Raw genomic sequence first — 25,565 nt, 5'->3', positions numbered from 1 at the left:
AAGGCAGCACGGCAGCACCGGCAACCACCAGGCATTCAACCAAAAAGCGGAGACACGCAATGACCCGAGTTCACACCCAACTGATCGGCGCCGCCGCACTCAGTCTCGCCCTCGCGGGCATCACGTCGGCGCATGCCGCGCCGAGCGGCACGGTCGCGTTCCTGATGCCCGACCAGGCCTCTACGCGCTACGAGCAGCACGACTTCCCCGGCTTCAAGGCCGAAATGAGCAAGCTCTGCCCCGACTGCAAGGTGCTCTACCAGAATGCGAACGCCGATGCTTCGCAGCAGCAGCAACAGTTCAACTCGGTGATCGCGCAGGGCGCGAAGGTCATCGTGCTCGACCCGGTGGATTCCACGGCAGCGGCTTCGCTCGTGCATATGGCGCAGAGCCAGGGCATCAAGGTCATTGCGTATGACCGGCCCGTGCCTTCCACGCCCGCCGACTACTACGTCTCGTTCGACAACGAGGAAATCGGCAAGTCCATCGCGCAATCGCTCGTCGAGCACCTGAAGGCGTCGGGCGTTGCCGGGAGCAAGGGCGGCGTGCTCGAAGTGAACGGCTCGCCGACCGACGCCGCCGCCGGGCTCATCAAGAAGGGCATTCACGAAGGGTTGCAGGGCAGCGGCTACAAGACGCTCTCCGAGTTCGACACGCCCGAGTGGGCGCCGCCGAAGGCGCAGCAGTGGGTGAGCGGGCAGATCACGCGCTTCGGGCCGCAGATCGTCGGCGTCGTGGCCGCCAACGACGGCACGGCCGGCGGCACCATCGCGGCCTTCAAGGCGGCGGGCGTGAACCCGGTTCCGCCGGTGACGGGCAACGACGCGACGACTGCGGGCCTGCAACTCATCATCGCGGGCGACCAGTACAACACGATCCTCAAGCCGAGCGAGATCGTGGCGGGCGCGGCGGCGAAGGTGGCCGTGGGCTTCCTCGACGGCAAGCCCGTGAAGGGCGAGACGACGCTCTTCAAGACGCCTTCGCAACTCTTCAAGCCGGCCGTCATCACGCAGCAGAACATCAAGGCCGAAGTGGTGGACAAGGGCTTCGCGAACGCGAAGGACCTGTGCACGGGCCGTTACGCCGACGGCTGCAAGAAGCTCGGCATTGGCGGCTGATAGCGGTGGTCGGGCCCGGCACGCGCCGGGCCCCGAGCGTAACGAAGAGGTACCCATTTCATGACTGACGAATTGACGAACCGCGCTACGGACCACGCGACGACACGCAGCGCGCCCGGCGAGCTGGTGCTGAGCCTGCGCGGCATCTCGAAGCACTTCGGCGCAGTGTCGGCCCTCACGGATATCGAGCTCGATGTGCATGCGGGCGAGGTGGTCGCCCTCGTTGGCGACAACGGCGCGGGCAAATCGACGCTCGTGAAGATTCTTGCGGGCGTGCACCAGCCGAGCGCCGGGACGATCACGTTCCGCGGCCAGCCGGTGAATCTGTCCGATCCGGGCACGGCGCTCGATCTGGGCATCGCGACGGTGTTCCAGGACCTCGCGCTGTGCGAGAACCTCGACGTCGTGGCGAACATCTTCCTTGGCCGCGAGTTGAGCCCGTACCGGCTCGACGAGGTCACGATGGAAGTGAAGGCCTGGACGCTGCTCAACGAGCTTTCGGCGCGCATTCCCAGCGTGCGCGACGTGGTCGCCTCGCTCTCGGGCGGCCAGCGCCAGACGGTGGCGATCGCACGCTCGCTGCTGCTCGACCCGAAGCTCATCATGCTCGACGAGCCCACCGCCGCACTCGGCGTGGCCCAGACGGCCGAGGTGCTGAACCTGATCGAGCGCGTGCGCGACCGCGGGCACGCGGTCATCATGATCAGCCACAACATGGAAGACGTGCGCGCGGTGGCGGACCGCATTGTCGTGCTGCGTCTGGGCCGCAACAACGGGATCTTCTATCCCGACTCGTCCAATGCCGAACTCGTGGCGGCGATCACCGGCGCAACGGAAAACGCGGTGTCGCGCCGCGCCGGCCGCCGCCAGGCGCAACAGGACGTCCAATGAAAGGAACGATCATGAGCAAGACTATCCATGGCGCTCCGCAGCCTGAAAGCAACGACGCCTCCAAGCCCGCCACCTTGCTCGACCGCAGCGACGTGCGCGTGAAGCATGCGAGCGGCATCGGCGAAAGCGTTTCGGCCTTCGTCGATCGCGTGCGTTCGGGCGACCTGGGGTCGCTGCCGGTCATCGCAGGGCTCGTCATCATCTGGACGGTGTTCACGAGCCTGAACCCGGTGTTTCTCTCCGCCGACAACCTCGTGAACATGCTGTTCGACTGCTCGACGGTCGGTGTGATTTCGCTGGGCATCGTCTGCGTGTTGATGCTCGGGCAGATCGATCTCTCGGTCGGTTCGATGAGCGGCTTCGCTTCGGCGCTCGTCGGCACGCTGTGGGTCAACGACGGCTGGCCGGTGCTGCTCGCCATCGTCGCCGCCATTGCGGTGGGCGCGGTGATCGGCGCGCTGTATGCGCTGCTGCTGAACTGGATCGGCATGCCCAGTTTCGTTTCCACGCTCGCGGGCCTGCTCGCCATTCTCGGCATGCAGCTCTACGTGCTCGGTTCGACGGGTTCGATCAATTTGCCCTACGGCTCGACGATGGTGAATTTCGGACAGCTGATGGTCATTCCGCCAATCGTCTCGCATGGGATCGCGTTGCTGCCGGGTATCGTGCTCCTGCTGCTCGGCATGCGCACGCGTACGCGCCGCCATGCGGCCAGGCTTTCCGCACCGTCGATGGCAAGCCTGCTCGTACGCGCGGTGGCGCTGACCGTGTTCCTCGAAATCGTCGTGGCCTATCTGAACCGCGGGCGCGGCGTGCCGCTGATGTTCGGCCTCTTTCTCGGGCTCGCGGTCGTCATGCAATACGCGCTCACGCGCACGCGCTGGGGCCGCTCGATGCATGCCGTGGGCGGCAATCATGAGGCTGCCAGGCGTGCGGGTATCAAGGTCGGCGCGATCTATACGAGCGCTTTCGTGCTGTGCGCGAGCCTCGCCGCCATTGGCGGCGTGCTGACTGCGGCGCGCCTCGCCTCGGCGAGCCAGCAGGCCGGCACAGGCGACGTGAACCTCAACGCCATCGCGGCAGCCGTGATCGGCGGCACGAGCCTGTTCGGCGGGCGCGGCAGCGCATGGTCGGCAGTGCTTGGCATTATCGTGATCCAGTCGATTGCGAGCGGCCTCACGCTGCTGAACCTGTCGTCGTCGCTGCGCTTCATGATTACCGGCGCCGTGCTGGCCATTGCGGTGATCGTCGACTCGCTCGCCCGCCAGTCGCGCGTTTCGCATGGCCGCGCTTAAGGCCGCACTTAGAGCGCTGGAACCTGACTCAAGGAGAAAGTCACCCATGTCTGAATCGATCAAGGGAAAGGTCGCCGCCATTACGGGCGCGGCGTCCGGCATCGGCTTCGCGTGTGCGCGCGCGTTCGTGGAGGAAGGCGCGAAAGTCGTGCTGATCGACCGTGCGCAGGACCGGCTCGCGAAATGTTGCGCGGAGCTGGGCCCCAATGCGCTACCGCTCGCGATGGATCTGCTCAACCCTGCGGACTATGCGGGCATGTTGCCCAGAATTCTCGATCTCGCGGGCGGGCTCGACATCTTTCACGCCAATGCGGGCGCCTATATCGGCGGCGAGGTGGCGAACGGCAATCCCGACGAGTGGGACCGCATGCTCAACCTGAACATCAACGCCGCGTTTCGCTCCGTGCATGCGGTGCTGCCGCACATGATCGCGCAGAAGTCGGGCGATATCATTTTCACGAGTTCGGTGGCGGGTGTCGTGCCGGTGGTGTGGGAGCCCATTTATACGGCTTCGAAGTTCGCGGTGCAGGCCTTCGCGCATACCGTGCGCCGCCAGGTTTCGAAGCACGGCGTGCGTGTGGGCGCGGTGCTGCCGGGCCCCGTGGTCACGGCGTTGCTGGACGACTGGCCCAAGGCGAAGATGGACGAAGCGCTGGCCCAAGGCAGTCTCATGCAGCCGAAGGAAGTGGCCGATTCCGTGGTATTCATGCTCACGCGGCCGCGCAATGTCACCATACGCGACCTCGTGATCCTGCCTAACAGTGTCGATCTGTAAATCCACAGTCAACGAGCCATGACTTCAATTCAGCAGGCTGGCGGCGCGCGCCATACCGTCGGCGTCGATGTGGGCACGGGCAGCGCCCGCGCCGGTATTTTCGATTCCACCGGACGCATGGTGGCGTCGGCAAAACACGACATCACCGTGTTTCATGAGAGCGGCGCGATTGTCGAGCAATCGAGCACGCAGATCTGGAACGCCGTGTGCCACGCCGTGAAGGAAGCGCTGGCGCAGGCCGCGATCTCGCCGGAGAGCATCGCGGGCATCGGCTTCGACGCCACCTGTTCGCTCGTCGTGCTGGGCGAGGGCGGCGAGCCGCTGCCCGTCGGGCCGTCTGAAGTGGCGGAGCGCGACATTATCGTATGGATGGATCATCGTGCCGTGGAGCAGGCCGAGCGCATCAACGCCACGGGCCACGACGTGCTGCGCTTCGTGGGCGGCAAGATCTCGCCCGAGATGGAAACGCCCAAGCTGCTGTGGCTGCTCGAAAACCGGCCGAAGGTGTTTGCCGCCGCCTGGCAGTTCTTCGACCTGACCGACTTCCTCACGTGGCGCGCCACGGGCGACCTGGCGCGCTCCACCTGTACCGTCACCTGCAAGTGGACCTATCTCGCCCACGAGCAGCGCTGGGACGAGAGTTACTTCCGCACCGTGGGCCTGGGCGTACTCGCCGACGAAGGCTTCGCGCGCATCGGTCAGACGATCGTCGAGCCGGGCACGCCGCTTGGCAACGGGCTCACGCCGCAGGCCGCCGCGCAGCTCGGCCTGCGCGCGGGCACGCCGGTGGCGACCGGCGTGATCGACGCGCACGCGGGCGGCATCGGCACGGTGGGCGCGCAAGGGCAGCCCGAGGCGTGCCTCGCGTACGTGTTCGGCACCTCGTCATGCACGATGACGACCACGCGCGACCCCGTGTTCGTGCCGGGTGTGTGGGGCCCGTACTACTCGGCGATGGTGCCCGAGGCCTGGCTCAACGAGGGTGGGCAGTCGGTGGCGGGCGCGGCGATCGAGCGCCTCCTCACGCTGCATCCGCTTGGCACGGAAGCCGCGCGCCGCGCGGCGAGCGAGGGCCAGTCGCTGCCGACGATGCTCGCCGGGCTGGCGGCCCAGGCTTCGGACGGCCTCTCCGGCGCGGTGCGCCTCGCGCACGATCAGGGTCTGCACGTCGTGCCGGAATTTCTCGGCAACCGCGCGCCGTTTGCCGATCCGCACGCGCGGGCGGTCATCGCGGGACTCGGCATGGAGACGGACATGGAGAGCCTGGTCGCGCTCTATGTCGCGGGCATTTGCAGCATCGGCTATGGGCTGCGGCAGATTATCGAGGTGCAGGCCCAGGCGGGCGCGCCGATCGAGCAGGTCGTGATCAGCGGCGGCGCGGGGAGGCTTGACCTCGTGCGCCAATTGCTTGCGGACGCAACGGGTAAGCCGGTGCTCGCCACCCACGCGGACGAGCCCGTATTGCTGGGCGCAGCGATGCTGGGCGCCGTGGCAGGCGGCTTACACGAAAACGCGCGCGAGGCGATGGCCGCGATGTCGCAGATCAGCAAGGTCTACGCATCGGCCACGGGCGAGATCGCAGCGCTGCACGAGGCGCGTTACCGCGCCTTCACGCAGTTGCAGGAGGTGGCGCGCGCGATCAGGTAGTCGCGGCGGCAGCGGTTCAGGCCGCTTCGCCGCTGCGCTGCGCGAGCGCGGCAGCGGCCGCCTGACTCTGTGCGAGGTGGCGCAGCAGCTTCGTCACCATCAATACAACGGTGAACGCGAGCACCACGAAGAACACCGCGAGCGGCGTGAGCACGTGCACGGAGACAAAGCCGGCCAGCCCCATCATTGCCGACGAAACGAGCAGCAGCGCGCAGCCCAGAATCGCGCTCGTCAAACCCGCAATGTGCGGGAACAGCGAATTGCCCTTCGCCATCAGCGTGGGGTACATCGCCCCCGCGCACAGACCCATCACGAGCACAGGAATGGCGAGCGTCGACACGCGCAGGCCCACCGTGAGCGCGAGCACGAGCATGACGATCGACGCCCCCGCCATCACCCGCGCGCCAATGCGCAGCCGTTGTTCCGGAGTGGGCAGGCGCGGGCCGTGCACCCGGTTCGAGAGGCCGCCGAGGAAATACATCAAGCCAATGCCGAGCGCGAGGTAGCCGAAGAACGTAGGCGGCTTGTGCAGCGTGTTCTGCACCATGAACGGCCCGACGATGTTGAACACCAGCAAGATGCTGTAGCACAGGCCCTGGGCGAGAAAGCAGCTCTGGAACACGGGGCTCGCGAGCACCTTGCCCGCGTTCGCGATGAGCGTGCGCGGCTCCAGATGCACCGGCTGCCGCAAGGTCTCGCGAAAGCGCCACAAGAGCGCCCACATCACCAGCGAATAGACGAGCAGGAACACGAGGCACGACTTCCAGCCGAACAATTCCTGCAAGTGCGCGCCGATCACGGGCGCGACGATCGGTGCGAGCCCCCATGTGATCGACATATAGGTGAACGCGTGCATGAGCGCGGTGCCCACGAACGTGTCGGTGATGATCGCCTTGGCGAGCAGGTTGGTGGCGGCAATGCCGAAGCCCTGCAGGCAGCGTGCGAGCACGAACGTTTCCAGGTTCGGCGCGGCGAGCGAAAGCAGGCAGCCGATCGTGTAGACGACGAGGCCGAAGCCCAGCACGGGTTTGCGTCCGAGGGCGTCGGAGATCGGCCCGAAGATGAGCTGGCCGAGCGCGTACGCCGCCATATAGACCGACACGCTCGACTGGATCGCTTGCGGCGAGGTCGCGAAGTAGCGGGCCATGGCCGGCAGCGCGGGCACATAAATGTCGATGGCAAGCTGTCCCGCGGAGGCGAACAGGCAGATCAGGAACAGCAGGAAGCGCGGCGAGTTCGCCGGGCGTGCGGCGATGGCTGGACGTTCGGGCAGATCGTGAGTCATGACAGCGTGAAAAGGGCGGATTGCGGTGCGGCGGCGCGGGGGCGTTCGAGCAAAGCATGTTCCAACAGCGCGTTCGAATCACGAACACAGCGTCCGGCGCGGCGGCGTAGGCGCGTATTGTGCCCGTTATCGCCGATTTCCGTGCAACGCCGCATCGAGGGGGCGCAGCAGGCGCGCGACGGCAGTGGCGTGCCGGGCGCGGCGTTTGCTGGATCTCCGCCTATCTCGCACTGAATATTCGCGGAGTGCCGACATGCCAGAGAAAAGGCCGAATCCGGCCATGCGCCGCCCGACCACTGCGCAAGACTACGAAGTCTTCTGCGGCGAGCAGATCGACGGCGCGGGCCGCTACTACGGATTGCTGCGGATTCGCCGCAAGACCGATGGGCGGCTTATTTATCCGTTCGACGGCTGCCCGCGTCCGGGGCCCTGCGCGACGGGTCCGCTGGCGCGGCAACAGGCGCTCACGCTCGCAGACGAGCTGATCCGCGCGGACATCGCAACACCCGAAGAGTGACGAGGCCTTACGCCCTCAAAGCCGCTTGGCCGGGGCGTGCCGAGAATTTCATTTCGCGAAAGACTCATGGCGTAGAAATGAATACTCCTCGCTTTGGAGAATCCGCTTAATTTTGGAATCATTTTTTAGTGCCCGACGCGTAGCATTTTCGAAATTCCGTTGTGCGAGAAACGAAAATGAGCGAGAAGGGCGATTTGCATTACTTTGACTATGCCGCGACCACCCCGGCGGACCCGCGGGTGATCGAGGCGATGTTCGGCTGTCTGGGCATGGAAGGCGACTTCGGCAATCCGGCGTCCAGCTCGCATGGCGCGGGCCAGCGGGCGCGGCGGCTCGTCGAGCAGGCGCGCAAGGACGTGGCGGCGCTGATCGGCGCCGATGCCGAAGAGATCGTCTGGACTTCCGGCGCGACCGAGTCGAACAATCTCGCGCTCAAGGGCTATGCGGATCGCGCGACGCAAAAGCGCCACCTCATCACGAGCCAGCTCGAGCACAAGGCCATTCTCGATACGATGACGAGCCTCGAAGCGCGCGGCATGGCCGTCACGCGCCTCGCACCGAACGCGCACGGCGAGATCACGGCCGAAGCCGTGGCCGCTGCGCTGACGCCCGACACCGGGCTTGTCTCGCTCATGCTGGTCAACAACGAACTGGGCACGCTCACCGACGTCGCGGCGATTGCGCGCGTGGTGCATGCCGCGGGCGCACTGCTGCACGTCGATGCGGCGCAGGCGCTCGGCAAGACGCCCATCGACGTGAAAGCGATGGGCATCGACCTGCTCTCGATGTCGGCGCACAAGGTGTATGGGCCGAAGGGCATTGGCGCCATCTACGTGAGCCGCGAGGCGTTCGAGCGCATCGCGCCGCAAATGCACGGCGGCGGTCACGAGCGCGGTTTGCGCTCGGGCACGCTCGCCACGCACCAGATCGTCGGCATGGGCGTGGCGTGTGTGATTGCGCGCGAGGCGCTGCAAGCGGACAGCGAGCGCATTGCCGCGCTCGGCGAGCGTCTTTTGGCCGAAGTGCTCGCGCTGCCGGGCGTCACGCTCAATGCGGCGCGCGCGAAGCGCATTCCGCACACACTGAGCCTCACGATCGATCTGCCGGGCTTTTTCCCGTTCCTGCTGACCGGCGACCTCGCGATCTCCTCGACCTCGGCCTGCAACTCGGCGGCGGGCACGCCTTCGCATGTGCTCACGGCCATCGGGGTGGGCGAGGAAGCGGCGAACCGCACGGTGCGTTTGAGCTTCGGGCGCTTTACGAAGCCGGAAGACGTCGACTTCGCGGTGGACTGCATCCGCCGCGCGGTGGCGCCGTGCCTGCCGGCCGCGGTGACCGAGGCGACCGAAGCGACCGCTTGAGCTTGCCGTTCAACGTCACGCTGACCATCGACCCGCGATGATCGTTTCACTCGTTCTCGGCGCCATGATCGGCGCACTGCTGGGACTCACGGGCGCCGGCGGCGGCATTCTCGCCGTGCCGGCCATCGTGGTGGGCATGGGCTGGCCCATGCAGCAGGCCACGCCGGTCGCCTTGATCGCCGTGGCGAGCAGCGCGGGAATCGGCGCGCTCGAAGCGTTCAGAAAGCGCCTCGTGCGCTATCGCGCGGCGTTCTGCATGGCGCTGGCGGGCGTGCCGACCACGTGGCTCGGCGTGCGCCTCGCGCAAGCCATGCCGCAACGCCTGCTGCTCGCGCTCTTCGCCGGCGTGATGCTGTTCGTGGCCGTGCGGCTGCTGCGCCAAACCATCGGGAAAAAGCGCGCGCTGCAGGAAGCGTCGCCGCTTTGCGTGGGTCGCATCAATCCCGACACGGGCCGCCTCGTCTGGTCGAGAACCACAGCGCTTGCGCTCGCCTCGACCGGCGCGTTGACGGGCCTGATGACGGGGCTGCTCGGCGTGGGCGGCGGCTTCATCATCGTGCCCATGCTGCGCAAGCTCACCAACATTTCCATGCACGGCATTGTTGCGACGTCGCTGATGGTCATCGCGCTCGTGGGCTCCGGCGGTGTGGTGGCCACAGTGCTGCACGGCGTGCCGCTGCGGCTCGACCTCACGCTCTGGTTCAGCGTCGCGACCGTCGCGGGCATGATGCTGGGCCGTCACGTTTCGCATCGCGTCTCGGCGCGCCATACGCAGATGGGTTTTGCCGCCATCCTCGTGTGCGTGGCGTGCGGCATGCTCGCCAAGGTGACGCTCGGCTACTGACCGGAGCGCTGTTTGGCTTTAGCCAGCCTCAGCCAGGAAGATCGAGATTTCGTCGGCGAGCCAGTCGCGCACGGCGCGCACTTTGGGATCGTCGCGGCCGCCAATGCGATAGACGAGGTCATGGCCGCGCTCGGACTCGAGCCGCAATTGCGGGAACGGCGCGACCAGGCGCCCCGCCGCGATGTCGTCCGCCACGATCACGCTGCGCCCCAGCGCCACACCTTCGCCGCGTATCGCCGCTTCGATGGCGAGACTCCCATGGCTGTACGCCGTGCCGCGATCGCTGCGCACGCCGCTCAAGCCTGCCAGCGCCAGCCATTGTTCCCAGTTCGCGAGCATGCCGCCTTCGTGCAGCAAGGTGCAGCGCGCGAGGCTTTCAACCGAGGCCATGCCGCCCATCTTCGCCCGATAATCAGCACTGCAAACTGGCGTCACGGTCTCGTCGAGAATACGCTCGGCCAGCACGCGCGGGTAGCGCCCGCTGCCGTAGCGAATCGCGACATCGACGTCCGAGTCGTTGAGATCGACGTATTTGTCGGTCACGTCGAGGTGCACGTCCAGTTCCGGATGGCGGGCCTTGAGGCGATGGAGGCGCGGCGCGAGCCAGCGGTTCGCGAAGGACACGCTGGCGTTGATCTTCAGGCGCGTGACGCTGTCGTGCGTGCGCAGGCGCTCGGACTCCTTGGTCAATTCAGCGAGCGCGTGGTTCACGGCCAGCAGGAATTCGGCGCCCGCCTCGGTCAGAACGATGCGCCGCGTGAGGCGCTGGAACAGCGCCACGCCCAGATGGCTTTCGAGCGTCTTGATGTGGCGGCTCACGGCGCCATGCGTGACGTGCAGTTCCTGCGCCGCCAGCGTCATGCTGAGCAGCCGCCCGGTGGCTTCGAAGGCGCGCAGGGTTTGCAGCGGGGGAAGGCGGTCGAACATGGAGCGGGATGCGTGCGGTATGTGTGAGTTTTGCTCACGCATTATATGACGACAAATGGTTTGTCAGCCACGTTGGCGCCCTTCAATATGGGCGCAAAGCCGCCGGACGTAAGCGAACTCGTGCTACCCCGGCCGCGCATTCCTGAAGGTTGGCATTCTCCGCTTTGCGTCGCTCATCATGGATCTTCTGCTTTTCAAGCTCGTCGTTACGCCGTTGTTGCTGTTGGCCGCCAGTCTTGCCGCTCGCCGCTGGGGCGAAGCGGTTGGCGGGTTGCTCGTGGGGCTGCCGCTCACCTCGGGGCCGGTTTCGGTTTTTCTCGCGCTGGAGCACGGACCGGCGTTTGCGGCGCAAGCGACGTCGGGCTCGCTCGTCGCAACGGCTGCTCAGGCGGCGTTCTGCGTTGCCTATTGCAAGGTTGCCGCGCGCGGGTGGAAGGTGGCCCTCGCGGCGGGCGGCGCGACGTTTGCCCTCGTGGCCCTCGTGCTGCAATGGAGCGAACTGCCGGCCCACGGTCTTTATCTCTTCGCCATTCTGGCCATCGCGCTTGCGCTGAACCTCATCCCCAACAAACCGGCGAGAACCGCGCGGCTCACGCCGCCGTGGTGGGATTTGCCTTCGCGCATGATGCTCATTGCCGGTCTCGTCGTGAGCGTGACGCTGATCGCGCCTTACGTCGGCCCCGAGGCGAGCGGCGTGCTCGCGTCGCTGCCGTTCATGGCGATCATCCTCGCCGTGTTCGCGCATCGCATGATCGGCCATGAAGCGGCGCAGCAACTCATGCGCGGCATGACCACGGGACTGCTGGGCTTCGCCTCGTTCTTCTTCGTGCTGAGCCTCACGCTCACGCACTGGAACCTGCTGGCCGCCTACGGCACTGCGATTCTTTGCGTGCTCACGATCCAGGCGATTTCCCTGTATCGCATGCGCTTGCCGGCACCTTGCCTGCACGCCAAATCCAAACCGGAAGGCAGCGCGCCGTAACGACGGGTATTGCAACCGGCGGGCTCGGGCGCGTGTGCTGCGCTGCATCGCGGGAAAGGGGCTTCGGGCGACGGCAACGGCAACGCCTCGAAGCTCATGGCGGATGACCTACACTACAGAACCAGCGGGCGCGGCCACTTCCGCGCCGCCGGCCCGCCATGGCGCACCTCTTCTTCGCAGCTTCCATTCAGCGGCACGTCGCGACGCCCGAGCGCGAGATCGACGCGCGCACGCTGCGCGAAGCGTTCGATGCCGTGTTTGCCGAACAGCCGCGATTGCGCGGCTATATCCTCGACGATCAGGGCGCGCTGCGAAAGCATCTGGCGGTGTTCGTGGACGGCGTGCGGCTACGCGATCGCGAGCATCTGAGCGATGTGCTTGGCGATGCGAGTCGGGTGTATGTCGTGCAGGCGCTGTCGGGCGGATGACCAGAGGGCACGCGAGATGAGCGATCGATTGCTAGTCGCAACCCGCAAGGGGCTGTTCGTTATGCAAGCCGATGGAGAGGGCGGCTGGACAATCGGCGAACCCGAGTTCTTCGGCGAGCCGGTGAGCATGGTGATGCGCGACGCGCGCGACGGGTCGCTCTATGCCGCGCTCAATCTCGGCCACTTCGGCGTGAAACTGCATCGCAGGCGCGCGGGCAGGGCGGACTGGGAGGAGTGCGCGGTGCCCGTCTATCCGCCCCAGCCTGCCGGGGACATTCAGGTCAACGAACCAGACGCATTGGGGCGTTTGCCCGCGCCGTGGTCGCTGCAACAGATCTGGTCGCTCGAGCCCGGCGGCGCGGACGAGCCTGGCGTGCTGTGGGCGGGCACGATACCGGGCGGCCTGTTCCGTTCCGCCGACGGCGGCGACACCTGGGAACTGAACCGCCCGTTATGGGACCGCCCGGAGCGGCGCGAATGGGCAGGCGGCGGCTACGACGCGCCGGGCATCCATTCGGTCATGGTCGATCCGCGCGACAGCCAGCACGTCACGGTGGGCGTGTCGTGTGGCGGCGTCTGGCAAACGGGCGATGGCGGCGCGACCTGGCGCCTCACCGCCGAGGGCATGGAAGCCGATTACATGCCGCCCGAACGCCGCGGCGAGCCCAACGCGCAGGACCCGCACCGCGTGGTGCAATGCGCGGCGAATCCGGACGTGCTGTGGACGCAGCATCACTGCGCGATCTTCCGCTCGACCGATGGCGCGGCGCACTGGCGGCGTATCGAAGCGCAGCCGTCGAGCTTCGGCTTCGCGGTCGTGGTGCATCCGCGCGAGCCCGACACCGCGTGGTTCGTGCCGGCTCAAAAAGACCAGTATCGCGTTCCCGTAGATGGCCAGTTCGTCGTGACGCGCACGCGCGATGGCGGGCGCACGTTCGAACAATTCTCGAGCGGGCTGCCGGCTGCGCCCGCGTACGACATCGTGTACCGGCATGGGCTCGACATCGACGACTCCGGCGAGCGGCTTGCGATGGGGTCGACCACGGGCGCGCTATGGACTTCGGACGACGGCGGCGAACACTGGCGGCTCGTTTCGGCGCATTTGCCGCCGGTGTATTGCGTGCGGTTTGGGTGAGGGCGCGGGGCCGCGAGCATAACGGGGCCGACGTGGGCACGCTCTACGCCGCCGCCTGAAACATCGTCATCCGTCGCAGGATCCACTCAAGCAACTCATGCGCCGCCGCAACCAGCGGCCGCCCTGACTTCACGAGCACGCGCGCTTTCGTGCCTTGAAAGAGCGCATGATCGATCGGCAAGGTCACGAGCTCGCCCGCTTCGATCTCGCGCGAGGCGGCGAACTCGCCAATCAGCGTCGCGAAATTTTCGGCGGCGACAAAACGCTTGAGGGCGGTAAGCGAATTCGTGGTGAGCGTCGCGCGTATCTCGACGTTCTCCGCGAATGCCAGCATTTTCGCGAGATGCCCGATGCCGAACGTGCTGGGCATCAATGCGAGCGGCCACGCCAGCAGGTCGTCGATCGTGACGGGTGTGCCGCGCAGCGCGAGTGGATGGTCGCGGCGCACGAGCAACACGACGGGCTGCGCCGAACTCGCGCGATATTCGATGCGCTCATGCGGCGGCGGGTTGAAGGCAAGCCCGATATGCGCACGGCTTTCGGCAACCTCGCCCAGCACGTCGTCCACCGGCAGCATCGTGAGGCTCACATCGAGCTTCGGATAGCGCGCGCAGAACGGCGTGATGACCTCGGCAACGAGCGCATCCACGTAGCCTTCGCTCACGGCCAGATCCACGCGGCCTTGCTGGAGCCCGCGCAACGCGTGCAACTGGTCCTCGAACTTCTCCTGCTGCGCGCGATAGCCGCGCCAGAACTCCAGCAGATGCGCCGCCGCCTCGGTGGGCTTCACGCCGCGCGCCTGGCGCTCGAACAGTTGCGCGCCCAGTTCGTCCTCCAGCAGCTTGATTTGCCGCGTGATGACCGAGGGCGAGGTGTTCAGGCTGTCCGCGGCGCCGCGGATCGTGCCGTGCGTGAGCACCTCGTGGAAATAACGCAGCCGCTGCTGATTGATCTCGCGCATCGCGCCCTCGTTCGCATAGGTAAAGTAAGGGGACTGTTGCCTGAAAAAGAACGATGTGTGAACTTTGTTGCTCTTGCTGGCGAATTATGCCCTGGCCAGGATGGTATTGCGCACGACGCCCACCACCAGGAGACAGGACATGGCCGCCATTCTTCCCCGCCCGAGAAGCCTTGACGCTTCCGCGCTCTACAGCAGGATCAACGCGCGATTGCTGCCGTTTCTGCTGATCTGCTACTTGTTTGCTTACCTCGACCGCGTGAACGTCGGATTCGCAAAGCTGCAGATGCAGACCGACCTCGGCTTCTCCGATGCCGCCTATGGCGTGGGTGCGGGCATTTTCTTCATCGGCTATGTGCTGTTCGAATTGCCGAGCAACCTGTTGCTGCCCAAAATCGGCGCGCGCAAGACCTTCGGGCGCATTCTCGTGCTGTGGGGCATCACGTCGGCGTGCATGCTGTTCGTGCGCAGCGTTCCCGCGTTCTACGCCATGCGCTTTTTGCTAGGCGTGTTCGAGGCCGGTTTCGCGCCGGGCATGATCTTCTATCTTTCGCGCTGGTATGGTCCCTCGCGCATGGCGCGCGCCATTGCGATGGTGTTCCTCGCCGGTCCGATTGGCGGCATTGTCGGCGGGCCCGTTTCGGCGGCCATCATGAGTACGCTGGCGGGGAAGGCGGGGCTCGCAGGCTGGCAATGGATGTTTCTCGTGGAAGGCTTGCCGTGCATCGTGCTCGGCATTGCGACCTTCCTCTATCTGCCCGACCGCCCGGCCGACGCCGCATGGCTGAGCGACGACGAAAAGCGCCAGATCGAAGCCGATGTCGGCGCGCCCGAGGCGCACGCGACTTCGTTTAGAAGCGTGCTGCGCGATCGCAAGGTCTATGTGCTGGCATTCGCGTACTTCTGCATCATTGCGTCGATTTACGCCATCAGCTTCTGGCTGCCCGCCATTCTCAAGGCGCAGGGCGTGAGCAGTCTGATCACGCTGGGCTGGTACACGTCGATCCCGTATGTCGCGGCGGCGGTGGGCATGCTCTATATGGGCCGCCGTTCCGACCGGCTCGGCGAGCGGCGTTTTCACTGCGCGGTGCCCGCAGCGGCCGCCGCGCTGCTGTTCGCGCTGTGCGCGGCCACGGGCAATCATCTGGCGCCCACGCTTGCGCTGCTCACGCTCGTGACAACGGCGCTGTGGATGGCCTACACGGTCTTCTGGGCGATTCCGCCCGAGTACATCAAGGGGCCGGCTGCTGCGGGCGGCATTGCGCTCATCAACACCATCGGGCTTTCCGGCGGATTCTGGGGGCCTGCGGCGATCGGCTGGATCAAGACGGCGGCGGGCAGTTTGCAGCCAGCGCTGCTCGCCATGGCGGGCGTGTCGCTCGTCGGCGCCGTGCTGATCTTTTCCGTCCGGCTCGCGAGCGCGGAGCACTGAACGCGAGTAGCCGGTTTGCTAAGTCATCCTATGCAACTGAGGTAAAGGAAAAATGAAGATTCTCATCGCGGGCTTCCAGCACGAAACCAACACGTTCGCCCCAACGAAGGCCAGCTATCAAAGTTTCGTTCAGGGGGAGGGCTTTCCGCCGCTCACGCGCGGCGCCGACGTGCTCTCGCTGCGCGACGTAAACGTGCCCGCTGGCGGCTTCATCCAGGCGGCGGAAGCGGCGGGCCATACGCTCGTTCCGGTCATCTGGGCGGGGGCGAGCGCTTCCGCGCATGTGACCGAAGAGGCGTTCGAGCGCATTGCCGGCGAAATCGTCGATGCCGTGCGGCGCGGCGGCTTCGACGCCATCTATCTCGACCTGCACGGCGCGATGGTCACCGAGCATCTGGACGACGGCGAAGGCGCGCTGCTCGCGCGTGTGCGGGCCGTCGTGGGTAGCGATATGCCGTTGGTGGTTTCGCTCGATCTGCACGCTAACGTGACCGAGCAGATGTTCACGCACGCCGACGCCATGGTTGCGTATCGCACCTATCCGCACGTCGACATGGCCGAAACCGGCGCGCGCGCCGCACACATCCTCATGCGCCTCGTGGCGCAACCCGAGCGCCGGCTCAAGCGCTACGTGCGCCGCATTCCGTTCCTGATTCCCGTGAACGGCATGTGCACGCTCGCGGAGCCGGCGCGCGGCACGTATGCGCATCTCGCGCAGCTGGAAGACGATTCGGTCGTATCGCTTTCGTTCGCGCCGGGTTTTCCGGCCTCCGATTTCCCCGAATGCGGCGCGGCCGTGTGGGGTTACGGCTTCGACGAAGCCGCCGTGGTGACGGCGGTGAACACGCTGGCTTCGGCCATCGTGGCGCAGGAGCGAGACTGGGAAGTGCGCTTTCTCGACCCCGACGCCGCCGTGCGCGAAGCCATGCGTCTGGCCGAGCACGCCACGCAGCCGGTCGTCATCGCCGACACGCAGGACAACCCGGGCGTGGGCGGCGACTCGAACACCATGGGCCTCGTGCGTGCGCTGCTGCGCCAGGGCGCGCGCGACGCCGCCGTAGGCCTGATCTGGGACCCGCAGGCGGCGGCCAAGGCGCACGAGGCGGGCGTGGGCGCGACGATCGAACTGGCGCTCGCGGGCGGCACGGGCGTGCCCGGCGACGCGCCGCTCGCCGGGCGCTTCGTCGTGGAGCATCTCGCCGATGGGCGGGTGCGCTTCGACGGCCCGATGATGAACGGCATGTGGACCGAGATCGGGCCGGTGGCGTGCCTGCGCATCGACGGCGTGAGGATCGCGGTCAGCTCGGTGAAGATGCAGATATTCGACCGTAATCTGTATCGCGCGGCGGGTATCGAGCCGGAGCGTATGAAGATTCTCGTCAACAAGAGTTCGGTCCACTATCGCGCCGATTTCGACGCCATCGCCTCCGCGCATCTCGTGGCGAAGGCGCCTGGCCCCATGGCGGCCGACCCTGCCGATTTGCCGTGGCAGCGCATCGATACGCGCTTGCGTCTGCGCCCGAACGGCGTGTCGCTGAGCGAGATGCGGGAGTAGGGCGGCATAACGGCGGGGTTTTCGTATCGTTGTGTATCCACCGCGGCAATGGACAAGGAGGCTTGCAAAAGCAGGGGTTCGTGGAAACAAGCGGGATACGTGCGGGCGTTCAAATACACCCATGCCAGTCAGCGACGTCGCCAGGCAGACATCGAAAAGACTGGACGCACGCGCCACGCCAACGTGGACCGAACCAACTCATTGCTTACAGGTGGATACCATGAACCTCATCAAGTCGCTGATCGTTGCCGCTGTGGTCGCTGTTCCCGTTGTCTCCTTCGCGCAGTCGGCCGAGCCGCTCACGCGCGCTCAGGTCCGCGCCGAACTGGTGCAACTCGAAAAGGCGGGCTACAACCCGGCCGCCGACTACAACGACTATCCGCAGCACATCGAAGCGGCCGAAGCGAAGGTGAGTGCGCAGAACGGCGCGGTGGCATCGGCGTTCGGCGGCGTGGCGAATGGTTCGTCGGCAGCGGGTGCGGCTGTGGCTTCGGTGCCTCAGGACATTCCCGGCCTGGGTCCGATCTACGCGCATCAGTGATGGGCGATTGAAGGTGCGAGTGCAAATGCGGCCCGCTTTGAGCGGGCCGTTGCACATCATGCGACTTGCCTCATTCGCCGACCCGGCCTAACCTGTGCCGAATGCGACAAACCGGCGGCAACCCCGAGCCCAGCATGCAAATCCATCCCGTACGACTGTCTCCCGGCGACGACCTGCGCGCCGCGGTCGAGGGCCTGCTCAGCCAGCACGCCTCGCATGCGGCGTTCGTCATCCAGGGCATCGGCAGCTTGAGCGTCGCGCAGTTGCGATTCGCTGGGATCGAAACGCCGACCGAATTGCGCGGCGACCTCGAAATCCTCACGCTCGCGGGCTCCGTATCGCCCGATGGCGCGCATCTGCACATGTCCGTATCCGACGCGCAAGGCCGCGTGTTCGGCGGCCACGTCGCGCGTGGCTGCACGGTACGCACCACGGCCGAACTGCTGCTGGTGCTGCTGCCCGGCCATCGCTTCTCGCGCGAACTCGATTCGTCGACCGGATACGCGGAACTGCAGATCCGCAACGCGCGAGACTAATGCTCCAGCGCCGCCATTCGAGCGGCCTCACGCACCGTCACAAAACTTAAAAGCGGCTTCGCTATGCTTCGGCGTTGCCTTGCCGCTGCCTGCGCTGTTGCGTGAGTGATGCGCGAGGCCCCGCTCGGGCCGCTCCTCGAGCCGTTGTTGTGCCTCTATCTGGACGGAGACTTCGATGACGGTCGAATCCGCGCCGGCGCGCTTGCTTTTGCCAGGCGCGTCGCGCAAACGTTTGAGCCTGCCCGCTGCATTCACCACAATGCGCGCGCCCGCCATGCTGCTTGCATGCGCAGCCGCGCTCGCGACGTTAAGCGCATGCAGCGCACGCGATAGCGACACGCGCGCCGCGCTCACTGCGAACGCCGCGCGCGAACTCGCGCAAGCGCAGCCAGGCAGCCATTCGCAAAGCCCGCAGCTTGCCAACGCATTCACGCTGGCGTCGGACGCGCCTGCAGCGAATCTCCCAGATAGTGCGAACCATGCGGCAAACGCAGGCGTAGCCTTGCCCGCGAACGCCGTACGCTCGCCGGCCAGGCCACCCGCTGGCGGGAGCGCGCAAGACGCGCAGTCTGCGCAAATCGAACCGCTTGTCACACCTGTCATTCACACCGCCGATTGACGTACCCGGCCGCGCGGCCTTGCCGCCTGCCGCCCGTCAAGGCGGCGTGCCGTGCGTGCCTTTCTCAACCTGAAGATGGAAACCACAAGATGACATCGAGAAGCCGCCGTGACTTTCTCCGCACCGCCGCGATGAGCGCCGGTTCGGCCACCGCCCTGACGATGCTGCCGCAGGGCATCCGCAACGCGCTCGCGATTCCCGCGAACAATCGCACGGGGAGCCTCCGCGATGTCGAGCACATCGTGATCCTCATGCAGGAGAACCGTTCGTTCGACCATTACTTCGGCACGCTGCGCGGCGTGCGCGGCTTCGGCGACACGCGCACGATCACGCTGCCCACCGGCAAGCCTGTATGGAACCAGCCGCTCGCAGCCGGTGCGGGCGAAGTGCTGCCGTTCCACCCCACGGCGGCCAACCTCGGCCTGCAGTTCATCCAGGATCTGCCGCACGACTGGACCACGACGCACGCGGCCTGGAACGGCGGCCGCTACGACCAGTGGGTGCCCGCCAAGGGCACGACGACGATGGCGTACCTCACGCGCGACGACATCCCGTTTCACTACCAGCTCGCCGACGCCTTCACGATTTGCGACGCGTACCACTGCTCGACGATGACCGCGACCGACCCGAACCGCTACTACATGTGGACGGGCTGGGTGGGCAACGACGGCAGCGGCGGCGGCCCGGTCATCGACAACGCGGAAGCGGGCTATGGCTGGTCCACGTATCCCGAAGTGCTGCAAACCGCGGGCATTACGTGGAAGATCTATCAGGACGTGGGCGAAGGCCTCGACGCCAAGGGCTCATGGGGCTGGACGGGCGATAACCCGTACATCGGCAATTACGGCGACAACTCGCTGCTGTACTTCCATCAGTACCAGAACGCGCAGCCCGGCAATCCGCTGTACGACCGCGCCCGCACGGGCACGAACGTGCTCGCCGGCGGCGGCTATTTCGATGTGCTGAAGCAGGACGTGGCGAACAACGCACTGCCGCAGGTCTCGTGGATCGTTGCGCCCGAAGCGTATTCGGAACATCCGAACTGGCCCGCGAACTACGGCGCGTGGTACGTCGACCAGGTGCTGCAGATTCTCACGTCGAACCCGGACCTGTGGAGCAAGACCGTGCTGCTCGTGAACTACGACGAGAACGACGGCTTCTTCGATCACCTCGCGCCTCCGTTTCCGCCGGCTTCGAGCGCGAACGGCCTCTCGACCGTCGACACCACTAATGAAATTTTTCCGGGCAGCAGCAAGTACGCCGCGGGGCCGTATGGCCTCGGGCCGCGCGTGCCGATGCTCGTGGTCTCGCCGTGGTCGCGCGGCGGCTGGGTGTGCTCGGAAACGTTCGACCATACCTCTGTGATCCGCTTCATCGAGAAGCGCTTCGGTCTGCATCACGATCTGCGCGAGCCGAATATCACGCCGTGGCGCCGCGCCGTGTGCGGCGACCTCACGTCGGCATTCAACTTCGCCACGCCTAACGCGGCGATTCCCGCGCTGCCTTCCACGACGGGCTATGCCCCGCCCGACAAGCTGCGTCACCCCGACTACGTGCCGGTCCCGCCGGTCGTGGGCAGCGTGCCGAAGCAGGAGGCGGGCGTGCGCAACGCGCGCGCGCTGCCGTATGAGTTGTTCGTGCGCTTCGATGCGAACGCCGGCTCGGGCGACGTTGCGGCGCGCTTCGTCAATTCGGGCCGTGCCGGCGCGGTATTTCTCGTCTATACGGCGGGCAGCACCGACGCGCCGCGCACCTATACGGTCGAAGCGGGCAAGCATCTGGAGGACAAGTTCGCGATTGGCGCGAGCGGCGCGTACGACTTCAGCGTGCATGGACCGAACGGCTTTCTGCGCCGCTTCGCGGGCACGCAGGTCAAGCCGGGCGGGTTGGGCTGGCTGGGCGGCAAAGAAACGGCGCGCCCCGAAGTGTCCGAGGGCTACGATGTGGCGAACGGCAACCTGCAACTGCGCCTGGAAAACAAGGGCGGCGCGCGTTGCCAGTTCACGATCGTCAACGCGTATGACCCGGGTGCGAAGATCCAGCGCACCGTGCCCGGCGGCGACACCGAGCCGCTCTATCTCGACCTGCGCAACGCGTACGGCTGGTACGACCTGACGATTACGGTCGATAGCGATGCGACCTTCGTGCGCCGCATTGCGGGCCACGTCGAAACGGGGCGCCCGAGCTATAGCGATCCCGCGCTCGGCGCCTGATTGCAGGCTTGAGACGTAAGTTGAGCCACGGCTATCGCTAGCCGTGGTTTTTTTGTTTACCGAAAATTACTGCACGTCCGCCTCTAGCGCCAGCGCGGTGGCGGCGGTCCCCAGCCCGGATGCCGGACGTGTCTCGGACCCCTGAAATGCGGGGGATGGTGCCACGGAGAAAAGCCGTGGCGCGAATACACGACCGGCGGCGGCCACATGGGCGCGGGATGCATGAAGAGAACGGGCGGCGGCGGCGCGTAGAACGCCCCCGGAATACCAATGCCCACGCCCACATTGACGTTCACGCGCGCCTGTGCGGTTTGCATCGCGCACAGCGTTGGCGCGATACAAAGGAATGCAAACTTCAACACACGGAGTTTCATCGTCGATCCTCCGTCGCGAGCGCGCATTGCCGGCGCTCGCGGCTGGTTATTTCGTGTGAGCTTGCTCGGGCCGGAAAGCGGCGTCCGCAAGCTTCTTCTGCGCATCGGGCATGTCCGCGTATAGCGCCGAGAAGGCATCGAGCATCGCCTTGCTGCCATCGGCATTCGCCTGGGCGATCTCATTCCACGATTGAAGGTTCTCCACCGCGGTTTGCTGCTGCGCGTTATCGTGCCGCTGCTGGATTAGATCGTCGACCGTTTTGGCGTTATTACGCATGACGTCGGCCACTTTCGCCCACTTGTCCTCTTCGGCGGGAGTAATCTTCAGTTCGGCATGCAATTCTTTCACGCGGTCGTCGACGGTTTCAGTGTGATGCTGATGCGACGATGCAGCCGGAGCGCTGGCCTGCGCCCAGCATGTGGAAGCGCCGAGCAGGGCTAGTGCAAGCAGGACAGGTTTCATTGTCAGTCCTCGCAAAAAGCGTTCGCTGGTCATTGCCGGCGACCCGGAACGAACCTTTTCGATCATAGCAGCGCAGGCAAACAATTCAATTTTGGCGGCCTGTCTGTAACACAAGGGAATAGGGCACGATTCCCGAAAGCACCACGCTTCACTCGTAGAACAGCATCGACTGGATTCGCTGCGCGGCGAATCGTTCTGGCGATACAAGGAGGCAACGTGGCGAATCGAATGGCAATTTGCAGGGAATCGGCTTTCCGTTCCGTACACGGTGTCCGGCAGCCATGGGGAAGGCTGGGGTGCCTCGCGCTGGCCGCGGCCACGCTCGCGGGCTATGTGCCGGCGAGCCACGCCGCCGTGTCCATCACGCGGCCGCCGCGCGAAGCCAGGTCCGACGAGCCGCTCGTGGTGACGATCGTCTATACCGGCGATGCGCCCTCCGGCACCTCGGTCGACGTGCCGCGCACGTTGAGCATTGCGCTCACCAATGGCGAGCAATTGCCGCGAGCGGTGCTGCTCACGCGCGATGCTGGCGCGCCCGAGCACGTGCGGCTCGCAGCCGGCGAAATGAAGGCGGTGAGCTATAGCGCGCCGTGGCCCGAGTGGGCGCGCGGCGCCGTGAGAGTGGACGTGCCAGGCGTGGACGTGTCGCCTTCGGTCGTTATTCTCACGCGCAAGCCGCGCGAGGCCACGGCGAATGCGGCCGCACCGGCACCAGCATCGGCACCGGCGGCGCCAGCGACGGCAGCGGTTGCGCCCGCATCGACCCCGCTCGCCATCGTGCCAGCCGAAGGGCCGATGGCGGGCAACGCGTCGCTCGCCTCGCAAATGCCGCCCTCCACAGTGAAGCCTTCGAATTCGCTCGTGCCCGATCTGACCACCATGATCTTGGGCCGCTTCTCGTTTTACCAGCCGAACTATTTCGCGGACGGCTTTGCCTCCAACGACTCGGATCTCGCGAAATTCCAGGTCAGCTTCAAATTCCGCTTTGTACTGCCGGATGACCCGCGCTCGCGAGGTTTCGTCGACAACCTTTATTTCGCGTATACGCAAACCTCACTGTGGGACATCAACGAGTATTCCGCGCCGTTCCGCGATACGAGCTACATGCCAGCGCTGTTCTATTACCTCGAGGACACCGGGTGGCGGTCGAAATGGTTCACCCGCATGGGGATCGAAGTGGGCTACGAGCACGATTCGAACGGCGAAGACGGACCGGAGTCGCGCGGCCTCGATTATTTCTACCTGAAGCCGATCTGGGACTTCGGCGATATCAATGCGAACCACCTGACCATCGCACCGAAGATCTATGGGTACACGCACATCGCAGGGGAAAACTCGAATATTGCCGACTATCGCGGCTACGTCGATTTGCTGATCAAGTACGGCAGCCCGGATGGCTGGCAACTCGCCACCACGCTGAGAAAGGGCACGAAATCGTGGTACGGCAGCGTCGACGCGCAATTCACATACCCGCTTGCCAAGCTGTTCGGCAATGCCTGGGGCGGGTACTTCTGGATCGGCTATTTCAACGGCTATGGCGAGGATCTTCTCGATTACAACCAGCACCGCTGGGCTGCGCGCATGGGTTTCGCCCTGTCGCGCTGAGTGAACGTGCGGATGTTATGAAACGCCTGCCATCGTGCGTGGCTCAGTCAATGGACTGACCCACGACGAACCGGTGGCCTTCCGGCTTGGCCACGGTGCATTCGCGCATCCTGTACGGTCGGTCACCCGGCGGCTGCAGGCCGATGGCCTCTTTCTGCGCGATTTCTTCGTGCAGCGCGTTCACGTCGTCGACTTCCAGATAGCCGAAATAGCTGTGATCGCCCGTCGCGCCGTAGCGTGCTCGTGCCGGTCATGAACGATCTTCCTCAACAGGGATTCGACGATGGTGGCGTGAGTATGATGCACGCAACGGGCACTGTGTTTGCTCGTTGCACAGGCAGCGCGCCAATCGCAGCCGGGGCTAGCCGGTTGCGACGCCGCTCGTGCGCGCACATCGGAGGAACGACCATGAATGACGAACGGGAAGAGCGCATCCGCAAACGCGCCTATCAGCTTTGGCAAGACGACGGCGCGCCCGAAGGACGGGCGGACGAATACTGGAGCCGCGCAGAGAAACAGATCGCCGCCGAATACGATGTGGAAGGAGACAGGCCGAATAACGCCAGCGATCAGGCCGGCAAGCGCCGGCTTGCCGGTGAACCTCTGCAGGAAAGCGACAGCTTGCCGCCGAACGAACTGGCGCGGGACAAGCGGCGCGGCGGAGTGTGAAAAACGCGAGTGCGCCGCGCTTCAGGCCATCGTGGCGATCTGTTCACGCATCAATGATGCGTGAACAGATCGTTGCGATCTTCGTGTGACATGAGTGCGGCATGGCGCGAGGTTTGCGCGAGAGAGGCGTTCGAGGTGCCTGAACTTTCCGTGCCGTAGCCGGAGTCGTCGGTGCGTTGCGTGTTGGCGTGCTGCGGAGCGGTCTGTTGCTGGATCTGCGGGCGTTGTATCGGATAGTCGCCACCCTGTGCGAAGGCGACGGGGGACAGGACAACGCCGAGCGAGAGAATGGCGGAAGCAATGGCAAGTTTCATGATGCTGACTCCAGACGGTAAAAAAAGATTTGGATTACTGAAGAATGGACGGAATTTTCAAAACCCGTTTGTGCAACCGCTCATTCAACATTGCGCCGTCCGATTATCACGACGCATGCCAGCAGACTACGCAGCGAACCTTAGAACTTGCTTATGCGCAAGCCATGGTGCGCGCTTTGCGCATATTGAGTCGTAGTTAAGGCTTAGTTAAGCAACGGCAGCATATAGTCCGAGGCTATATCGTTCCGCCCCTCATGCGGCGCAAGGAGTATTCATGTCTACCGTCACTCGAAGTTTCGTCGAAGAAGCGCTCAGCAAGGTTCCCGCCGTGACATTCGGCTTCTGGATCATCAAGATTGCTTGCACCACGCTCGGCGAAACCGGCGGCGACTGGGTGACGATGTCGCTGAATCTGGGCTATCTGGCCGGCACGCTCATTTTCTTCGCGTGCTTCGTCGTGCTGGTGTCGGCGCAGATCCGCGCACAGCGCTTCTATCCGTGGCTCTATTGGGCGACCATCGTCGCCACGACCACGCTCGGCACGACGCTTGCCGACTTCTGCGACCGTTCGCTCGGCGTGGGCTATCCCGGCGGCGTGTCGATCATTCTGCTGCTGCTCGTGGCGAGCCTCGCGATCTGGTATCGCGTAGAAGGCTCCGTGTCGATCGAGAGCGTCGCGACGCCGCGCGTCGAGTGGTTTTACTGGATTACGATCCTGTTTTCGCAAACGCTCGGCACGGCGCTGGGCGACTGGGTGGCGGGCGAGGACCGTGGCGGCCTCGGTGTGGGCTACGAAGTCGGCGCCGCGATCTTTGGCGCGAGCCTCGTGATCGTGGGCCTGATGTGGTTGTGGCCGCGCGTTTCGCGCACGGCGCTCTTCTGGTTCGCGTTCGTGCTCACGCGTCCGCTCGGCGCGACGCTGGGCGACCTGCTTGACAAGCCGCTAGCCGATGGCGGCCTGCAGTTCAGCCGGCTTTATGCATCCGTGCTGCTGATGATCTTTATCGTCGGCTGCATCGTGGTGCTGCCGCAACGTGCCGCGCGCCGGGAGCAGAACGCGTAGTGTGGGCCGTTGTGCGCC

The 25,565-nt window shown here is 65.4% G+C and carries 26 protein-coding genes and 1 pseudogene; 20 read left to right on the top strand and 7 right to left on the bottom strand.

Annotated elements, in window-relative coordinates; genetic code table 11:
* Positions 1 to 59 precede the first annotated feature (59 nt).
* From U5A52_RS32445 to U5A52_RS32425, 5 genes are read left to right on the top strand one after another with little or no spacing between them, the layout of a single operon-like run.
* On the top strand, positions 60 to 1,118 hold the full coding sequence (locus tag U5A52_RS32445) for a sugar ABC transporter substrate-binding protein (protein ID WP_321913643.1): 1,059 nt from the start codon (positions 60 to 62) through the stop codon (positions 1,116 to 1,118).
* A gap of 60 nt (positions 1,119 to 1,178) precedes the next feature.
* Positions 1,179 to 2,009, top strand: coding sequence for an ATP-binding cassette domain-containing protein (locus tag U5A52_RS32440; protein WP_321913642.1), 831 nt, complete (start codon positions 1,179 to 1,181; stop codon positions 2,007 to 2,009).
* Positions 2,010 to 2,020: 11 nt separating this feature from the next.
* Complete coding sequence (locus U5A52_RS32435; protein WP_321913641.1) at positions 2,021 to 3,304, top strand: ABC transporter permease subunit; 1,284 nt, start codon at positions 2,021 to 2,023, stop codon at positions 3,302 to 3,304.
* 46 nt (positions 3,305 to 3,350) lie between these two features.
* Positions 3,351 to 4,079 (top strand): SDR family oxidoreductase, encoded by a 729-nt coding sequence (locus U5A52_RS32430; RefSeq protein ID WP_321937973.1) that lies wholly within the window; start codon positions 3,351 to 3,353, stop codon positions 4,077 to 4,079.
* 18 nt (positions 4,080 to 4,097) lie between these two features.
* On the top strand, positions 4,098 to 5,726 hold the full coding sequence (locus U5A52_RS32425) for an FGGY-family carbohydrate kinase (RefSeq protein WP_321937970.1): 1,629 nt from the start codon (positions 4,098 to 4,100) through the stop codon (positions 5,724 to 5,726).
* A 16-nt stretch (positions 5,727 to 5,742) separates the two neighbouring features.
* Here U5A52_RS32425 and U5A52_RS32420 read toward each other — a convergent pair whose 3' ends face one another.
* Entirely contained in the window at positions 5,743 to 7,011 is a 1,269-nt protein-coding gene (locus U5A52_RS32420) for a multidrug effflux MFS transporter (protein WP_321937968.1), read from the bottom strand.
* Positions 7,012 to 7,264: 253 nt separating this feature from the next.
* On the opposite strand from U5A52_RS32420, the gene U5A52_RS32415 reads away from it, so the two are divergent.
* The 3 genes and pseudogenes from U5A52_RS32415 to U5A52_RS32405 all read left to right on the top strand — a co-directional run bounded on the left by U5A52_RS32415 (position 7,265) and on the right by U5A52_RS32405 (position 9,733).
* Positions 7,265 to 7,528 (top strand): DUF6723 family protein, encoded by a 264-nt coding sequence (locus tag U5A52_RS32415; protein WP_321913637.1) that lies wholly within the window; start codon positions 7,265 to 7,267, stop codon positions 7,526 to 7,528.
* Between the two features lie 176 nt (positions 7,529 to 7,704).
* Positions 7,705 to 8,874: pseudogene (locus U5A52_RS32410) on the top strand (cysteine desulfurase family protein); the annotation flags it as partial.
* 52 nt (positions 8,875 to 8,926) lie between these two features.
* Positions 8,927 to 9,733, top strand: a complete 807-nt coding sequence (locus U5A52_RS32405; RefSeq protein ID WP_321937966.1) for a sulfite exporter TauE/SafE family protein — start codon at positions 8,927 to 8,929, stop codon at positions 9,731 to 9,733.
* 18 nt (positions 9,734 to 9,751) lie between these two features.
* On the opposite strand, the gene gcvA is transcribed toward U5A52_RS32405, so the two are convergent.
* Positions 9,752 to 10,660: a transcriptional regulator GcvA gene (gene gcvA / locus U5A52_RS32400; RefSeq protein ID WP_321937964.1), complete on the bottom strand. Its 909-nt coding sequence runs from the start codon at positions 10,658 to 10,660 to the stop codon at positions 9,752 to 9,754.
* 178 nt (positions 10,661 to 10,838) lie between these two features.
* On the opposite strand from gcvA, the gene U5A52_RS32395 reads away from it, so the two are divergent.
* The 3 genes from U5A52_RS32395 to U5A52_RS32385 all read left to right on the top strand — a co-directional run bounded on the left by U5A52_RS32395 (position 10,839) and on the right by U5A52_RS32385 (position 13,205).
* Positions 10,839 to 11,642, top strand: coding sequence for a hypothetical protein (locus U5A52_RS32395; RefSeq protein ID WP_321937962.1), 804 nt, complete (start codon positions 10,839 to 10,841; stop codon positions 11,640 to 11,642).
* Positions 11,643 to 11,800: 158 nt separating this feature from the next.
* Positions 11,801 to 12,070, top strand: a complete 270-nt coding sequence (locus U5A52_RS32390; protein ID WP_321913633.1) for a MoaD/ThiS family protein — start codon at positions 11,801 to 11,803, stop codon at positions 12,068 to 12,070.
* Positions 12,071 to 12,086: 16 nt separating this feature from the next.
* Complete coding sequence (locus U5A52_RS32385) at positions 12,087 to 13,205, top strand: exo-alpha-sialidase (RefSeq protein ID WP_321937960.1); 1,119 nt, start codon at positions 12,087 to 12,089, stop codon at positions 13,203 to 13,205.
* Positions 13,206 to 13,248: 43 nt separating this feature from the next.
* Here the strand turns inward: U5A52_RS32385 and U5A52_RS32380 are convergent, their stop codons facing one another.
* Positions 13,249 to 14,166: a LysR family transcriptional regulator gene (locus U5A52_RS32380; RefSeq protein WP_321913631.1), complete on the bottom strand. Its 918-nt coding sequence runs from the start codon at positions 14,164 to 14,166 to the stop codon at positions 13,249 to 13,251.
* Positions 14,167 to 14,305: 139 nt separating this feature from the next.
* On the opposite strand from U5A52_RS32380, the gene U5A52_RS32375 reads away from it, so the two are divergent.
* The 6 genes from U5A52_RS32375 (at position 14,306) to U5A52_RS32350 (ending at position 21,059) form a co-directional block, all read left to right on the top strand.
* Positions 14,306 to 15,595, top strand: a complete 1,290-nt coding sequence (locus U5A52_RS32375) for an MFS transporter (RefSeq protein WP_321937959.1) — start codon at positions 14,306 to 14,308, stop codon at positions 15,593 to 15,595.
* A 52-nt stretch (positions 15,596 to 15,647) separates the two neighbouring features.
* Entirely contained in the window at positions 15,648 to 17,150 is a 1,503-nt protein-coding gene (locus U5A52_RS32370) for a M81 family metallopeptidase (RefSeq protein ID WP_321937957.1), read from the top strand.
* Positions 17,151 to 17,370: 220 nt separating this feature from the next.
* A complete protein-coding gene (locus tag U5A52_RS32365; RefSeq protein ID WP_321937955.1) occupies positions 17,371 to 17,691 on the top strand; it encodes a DUF4148 domain-containing protein in 321 nt (106 codons plus the stop codon).
* A 134-nt stretch (positions 17,692 to 17,825) separates the two neighbouring features.
* Positions 17,826 to 18,227, top strand: coding sequence for a PPC domain-containing DNA-binding protein (locus U5A52_RS32360; protein ID WP_321937953.1), 402 nt, complete (start codon positions 17,826 to 17,828; stop codon positions 18,225 to 18,227).
* Positions 18,228 to 18,402: 175 nt separating this feature from the next.
* Positions 18,403 to 18,846 carry a hypothetical protein gene (locus tag U5A52_RS32355; RefSeq protein ID WP_321937951.1) on the top strand — a complete coding sequence of 148 codons (444 nt, stop codon included), beginning with the start codon at positions 18,403 to 18,405 and terminating at the stop codon, positions 18,844 to 18,846.
* Between the two features lie 89 nt (positions 18,847 to 18,935).
* A complete protein-coding gene (locus U5A52_RS32350; protein WP_321937949.1) occupies positions 18,936 to 21,059 on the top strand; it encodes a phosphocholine-specific phospholipase C in 2,124 nt (707 codons plus the stop codon).
* A gap of 83 nt (positions 21,060 to 21,142) precedes the next feature.
* Here the strand turns inward: U5A52_RS32350 and U5A52_RS32345 are convergent, their stop codons facing one another.
* Together U5A52_RS32345 and U5A52_RS32340 are read right to left on the bottom strand one after the other, a co-directional pair.
* Positions 21,143 to 21,433 carry a hypothetical protein gene (locus U5A52_RS32345; protein ID WP_158762576.1) on the bottom strand — a complete coding sequence of 97 codons (291 nt, stop codon included), beginning with the start codon at positions 21,431 to 21,433 and terminating at the stop codon, positions 21,143 to 21,145.
* A gap of 46 nt (positions 21,434 to 21,479) precedes the next feature.
* Positions 21,480 to 21,962, bottom strand: coding sequence for a Spy/CpxP family protein refolding chaperone (locus U5A52_RS32340; protein ID WP_321937946.1), 483 nt, complete (start codon positions 21,960 to 21,962; stop codon positions 21,480 to 21,482).
* Positions 21,963 to 22,124: 162 nt separating this feature from the next.
* Between U5A52_RS32340 and U5A52_RS32335 the strand changes: the two genes are divergently transcribed.
* Positions 22,125 to 23,501: a phospholipase A gene (locus U5A52_RS32335; protein ID WP_321937943.1), complete on the top strand. Its 1,377-nt coding sequence runs from the start codon at positions 22,125 to 22,127 to the stop codon at positions 23,499 to 23,501.
* A gap of 43 nt (positions 23,502 to 23,544) precedes the next feature.
* On the opposite strand, the gene U5A52_RS32330 is transcribed toward U5A52_RS32335, so the two are convergent.
* A complete protein-coding gene (locus U5A52_RS32330) occupies positions 23,545 to 23,685 on the bottom strand; it encodes a hypothetical protein (RefSeq protein WP_321937942.1) in 141 nt (46 codons plus the stop codon).
* Positions 23,686 to 23,909: 224 nt separating this feature from the next.
* On the opposite strand from U5A52_RS32330, the gene U5A52_RS32325 reads away from it, so the two are divergent.
* Entirely contained in the window at positions 23,910 to 24,170 is a 261-nt protein-coding gene (locus tag U5A52_RS32325) for a DUF2934 domain-containing protein (protein WP_321913620.1), read from the top strand.
* A 50-nt stretch (positions 24,171 to 24,220) separates the two neighbouring features.
* On the opposite strand, the gene U5A52_RS32320 is transcribed toward U5A52_RS32325, so the two are convergent.
* Positions 24,221 to 24,484 carry a hypothetical protein gene (locus U5A52_RS32320; protein ID WP_321913619.1) on the bottom strand — a complete coding sequence of 88 codons (264 nt, stop codon included), beginning with the start codon at positions 24,482 to 24,484 and terminating at the stop codon, positions 24,221 to 24,223.
* Between the two features lie 274 nt (positions 24,485 to 24,758).
* On the opposite strand from U5A52_RS32320, the gene U5A52_RS32315 reads away from it, so the two are divergent.
* The gene (locus U5A52_RS32315) at positions 24,759 to 25,547 is read left to right on the top strand and encodes a hypothetical protein (protein ID WP_321913618.1); all 789 of its coding nucleotides are present in this window, start codon (positions 24,759 to 24,761) and stop codon (positions 25,545 to 25,547) included.
* Positions 25,548 to 25,565: the final 18 nt, after the last annotated feature.

Source organism: Paraburkholderia sp. J8-2 (assembly GCF_905220195.1).
Taxonomy (GTDB): domain Bacteria; phylum Pseudomonadota; class Gammaproteobacteria; order Burkholderiales; family Burkholderiaceae; genus Paraburkholderia.
This window is presented reverse-complemented; position numbering and strand designations above follow the sequence as displayed.

Excerpts from the sequence above, each read along its gene's own strand:
- U5A52_RS32345 (WP_158762576.1), bottom strand. The coding sequence starts at position 21,433 with ATGAAACTCCGTGTGTTGAAGTTTGCATTCCTTTGTATCGCGCCAACG.
- U5A52_RS32370 (WP_321937957.1), top strand. The coding sequence starts at position 15,648 with ATGAAGATTCTCATCGCGGGCTTCCAGCACGAAACCAACACGTTCGCC.
- U5A52_RS32325 (WP_321913620.1), top strand. The coding sequence starts at position 23,910 with ATGAATGACGAACGGGAAGAGCGCATCCGCAAACGCGCCTATCAGCTT.
- U5A52_RS32340 (WP_321937946.1), bottom strand. The coding sequence starts at position 21,962 with ATGATCGAAAAGGTTCGTTCCGGGTCGCCGGCAATGACCAGCGAACGC.
- U5A52_RS32440 (WP_321913642.1), top strand. The coding sequence starts at position 1,179 with ATGACTGACGAATTGACGAACCGCGCTACGGACCACGCGACGACACGC.
- U5A52_RS32355 (WP_321937951.1), top strand. The coding sequence starts at position 18,403 with ATGACGGTCGAATCCGCGCCGGCGCGCTTGCTTTTGCCAGGCGCGTCG.
- U5A52_RS32445 (WP_321913643.1), top strand. The coding sequence starts at position 60 with ATGACCCGAGTTCACACCCAACTGATCGGCGCCGCCGCACTCAGTCTC.
- U5A52_RS32350 (WP_321937949.1), top strand. The coding sequence starts at position 18,936 with ATGACATCGAGAAGCCGCCGTGACTTTCTCCGCACCGCCGCGATGAGC.
- U5A52_RS32320 (WP_321913619.1), bottom strand. The coding sequence starts at position 24,484 with ATGAAACTTGCCATTGCTTCCGCCATTCTCTCGCTCGGCGTTGTCCTG.
- U5A52_RS32415 (WP_321913637.1), top strand. The coding sequence starts at position 7,265 with ATGCCAGAGAAAAGGCCGAATCCGGCCATGCGCCGCCCGACCACTGCG.
- U5A52_RS32380 (WP_321913631.1), bottom strand. The coding sequence starts at position 14,166 with ATGCGCGAGATCAATCAGCAGCGGCTGCGTTATTTCCACGAGGTGCTC.
- U5A52_RS32405 (WP_321937966.1), top strand. The coding sequence starts at position 8,927 with ATGATCGTTTCACTCGTTCTCGGCGCCATGATCGGCGCACTGCTGGGA.
- U5A52_RS32435 (WP_321913641.1), top strand. The coding sequence starts at position 2,021 with ATGAGCAAGACTATCCATGGCGCTCCGCAGCCTGAAAGCAACGACGCC.
- U5A52_RS32385 (WP_321937960.1), top strand. The coding sequence starts at position 12,087 with ATGAGCGATCGATTGCTAGTCGCAACCCGCAAGGGGCTGTTCGTTATG.
- U5A52_RS32335 (WP_321937943.1), top strand. The coding sequence starts at position 22,125 with ATGGCAATTTGCAGGGAATCGGCTTTCCGTTCCGTACACGGTGTCCGG.
- U5A52_RS32365 (WP_321937955.1), top strand. The coding sequence starts at position 17,371 with ATGAACCTCATCAAGTCGCTGATCGTTGCCGCTGTGGTCGCTGTTCCC.
- U5A52_RS32425 (WP_321937970.1), top strand. The coding sequence starts at position 4,098 with ATGACTTCAATTCAGCAGGCTGGCGGCGCGCGCCATACCGTCGGCGTC.
- U5A52_RS32430 (WP_321937973.1), top strand. The coding sequence starts at position 3,351 with ATGTCTGAATCGATCAAGGGAAAGGTCGCCGCCATTACGGGCGCGGCG.
- U5A52_RS32395 (WP_321937962.1), top strand. The coding sequence starts at position 10,839 with ATGGATCTTCTGCTTTTCAAGCTCGTCGTTACGCCGTTGTTGCTGTTG.
- U5A52_RS32360 (WP_321937953.1), top strand. The coding sequence starts at position 17,826 with ATGCAAATCCATCCCGTACGACTGTCTCCCGGCGACGACCTGCGCGCC.
- U5A52_RS32420 (WP_321937968.1), bottom strand. The coding sequence starts at position 7,011 with ATGACTCACGATCTGCCCGAACGTCCAGCCATCGCCGCACGCCCGGCG.
- gcvA (WP_321937964.1), bottom strand. The coding sequence starts at position 10,660 with ATGTTCGACCGCCTTCCCCCGCTGCAAACCCTGCGCGCCTTCGAAGCC.
- U5A52_RS32390 (WP_321913633.1), top strand. The coding sequence starts at position 11,801 with ATGGCGCACCTCTTCTTCGCAGCTTCCATTCAGCGGCACGTCGCGACG.
- U5A52_RS32315 (WP_321913618.1), top strand. The coding sequence starts at position 24,759 with ATGTCTACCGTCACTCGAAGTTTCGTCGAAGAAGCGCTCAGCAAGGTT.
- U5A52_RS32375 (WP_321937959.1), top strand. The coding sequence starts at position 14,306 with ATGGCCGCCATTCTTCCCCGCCCGAGAAGCCTTGACGCTTCCGCGCTC.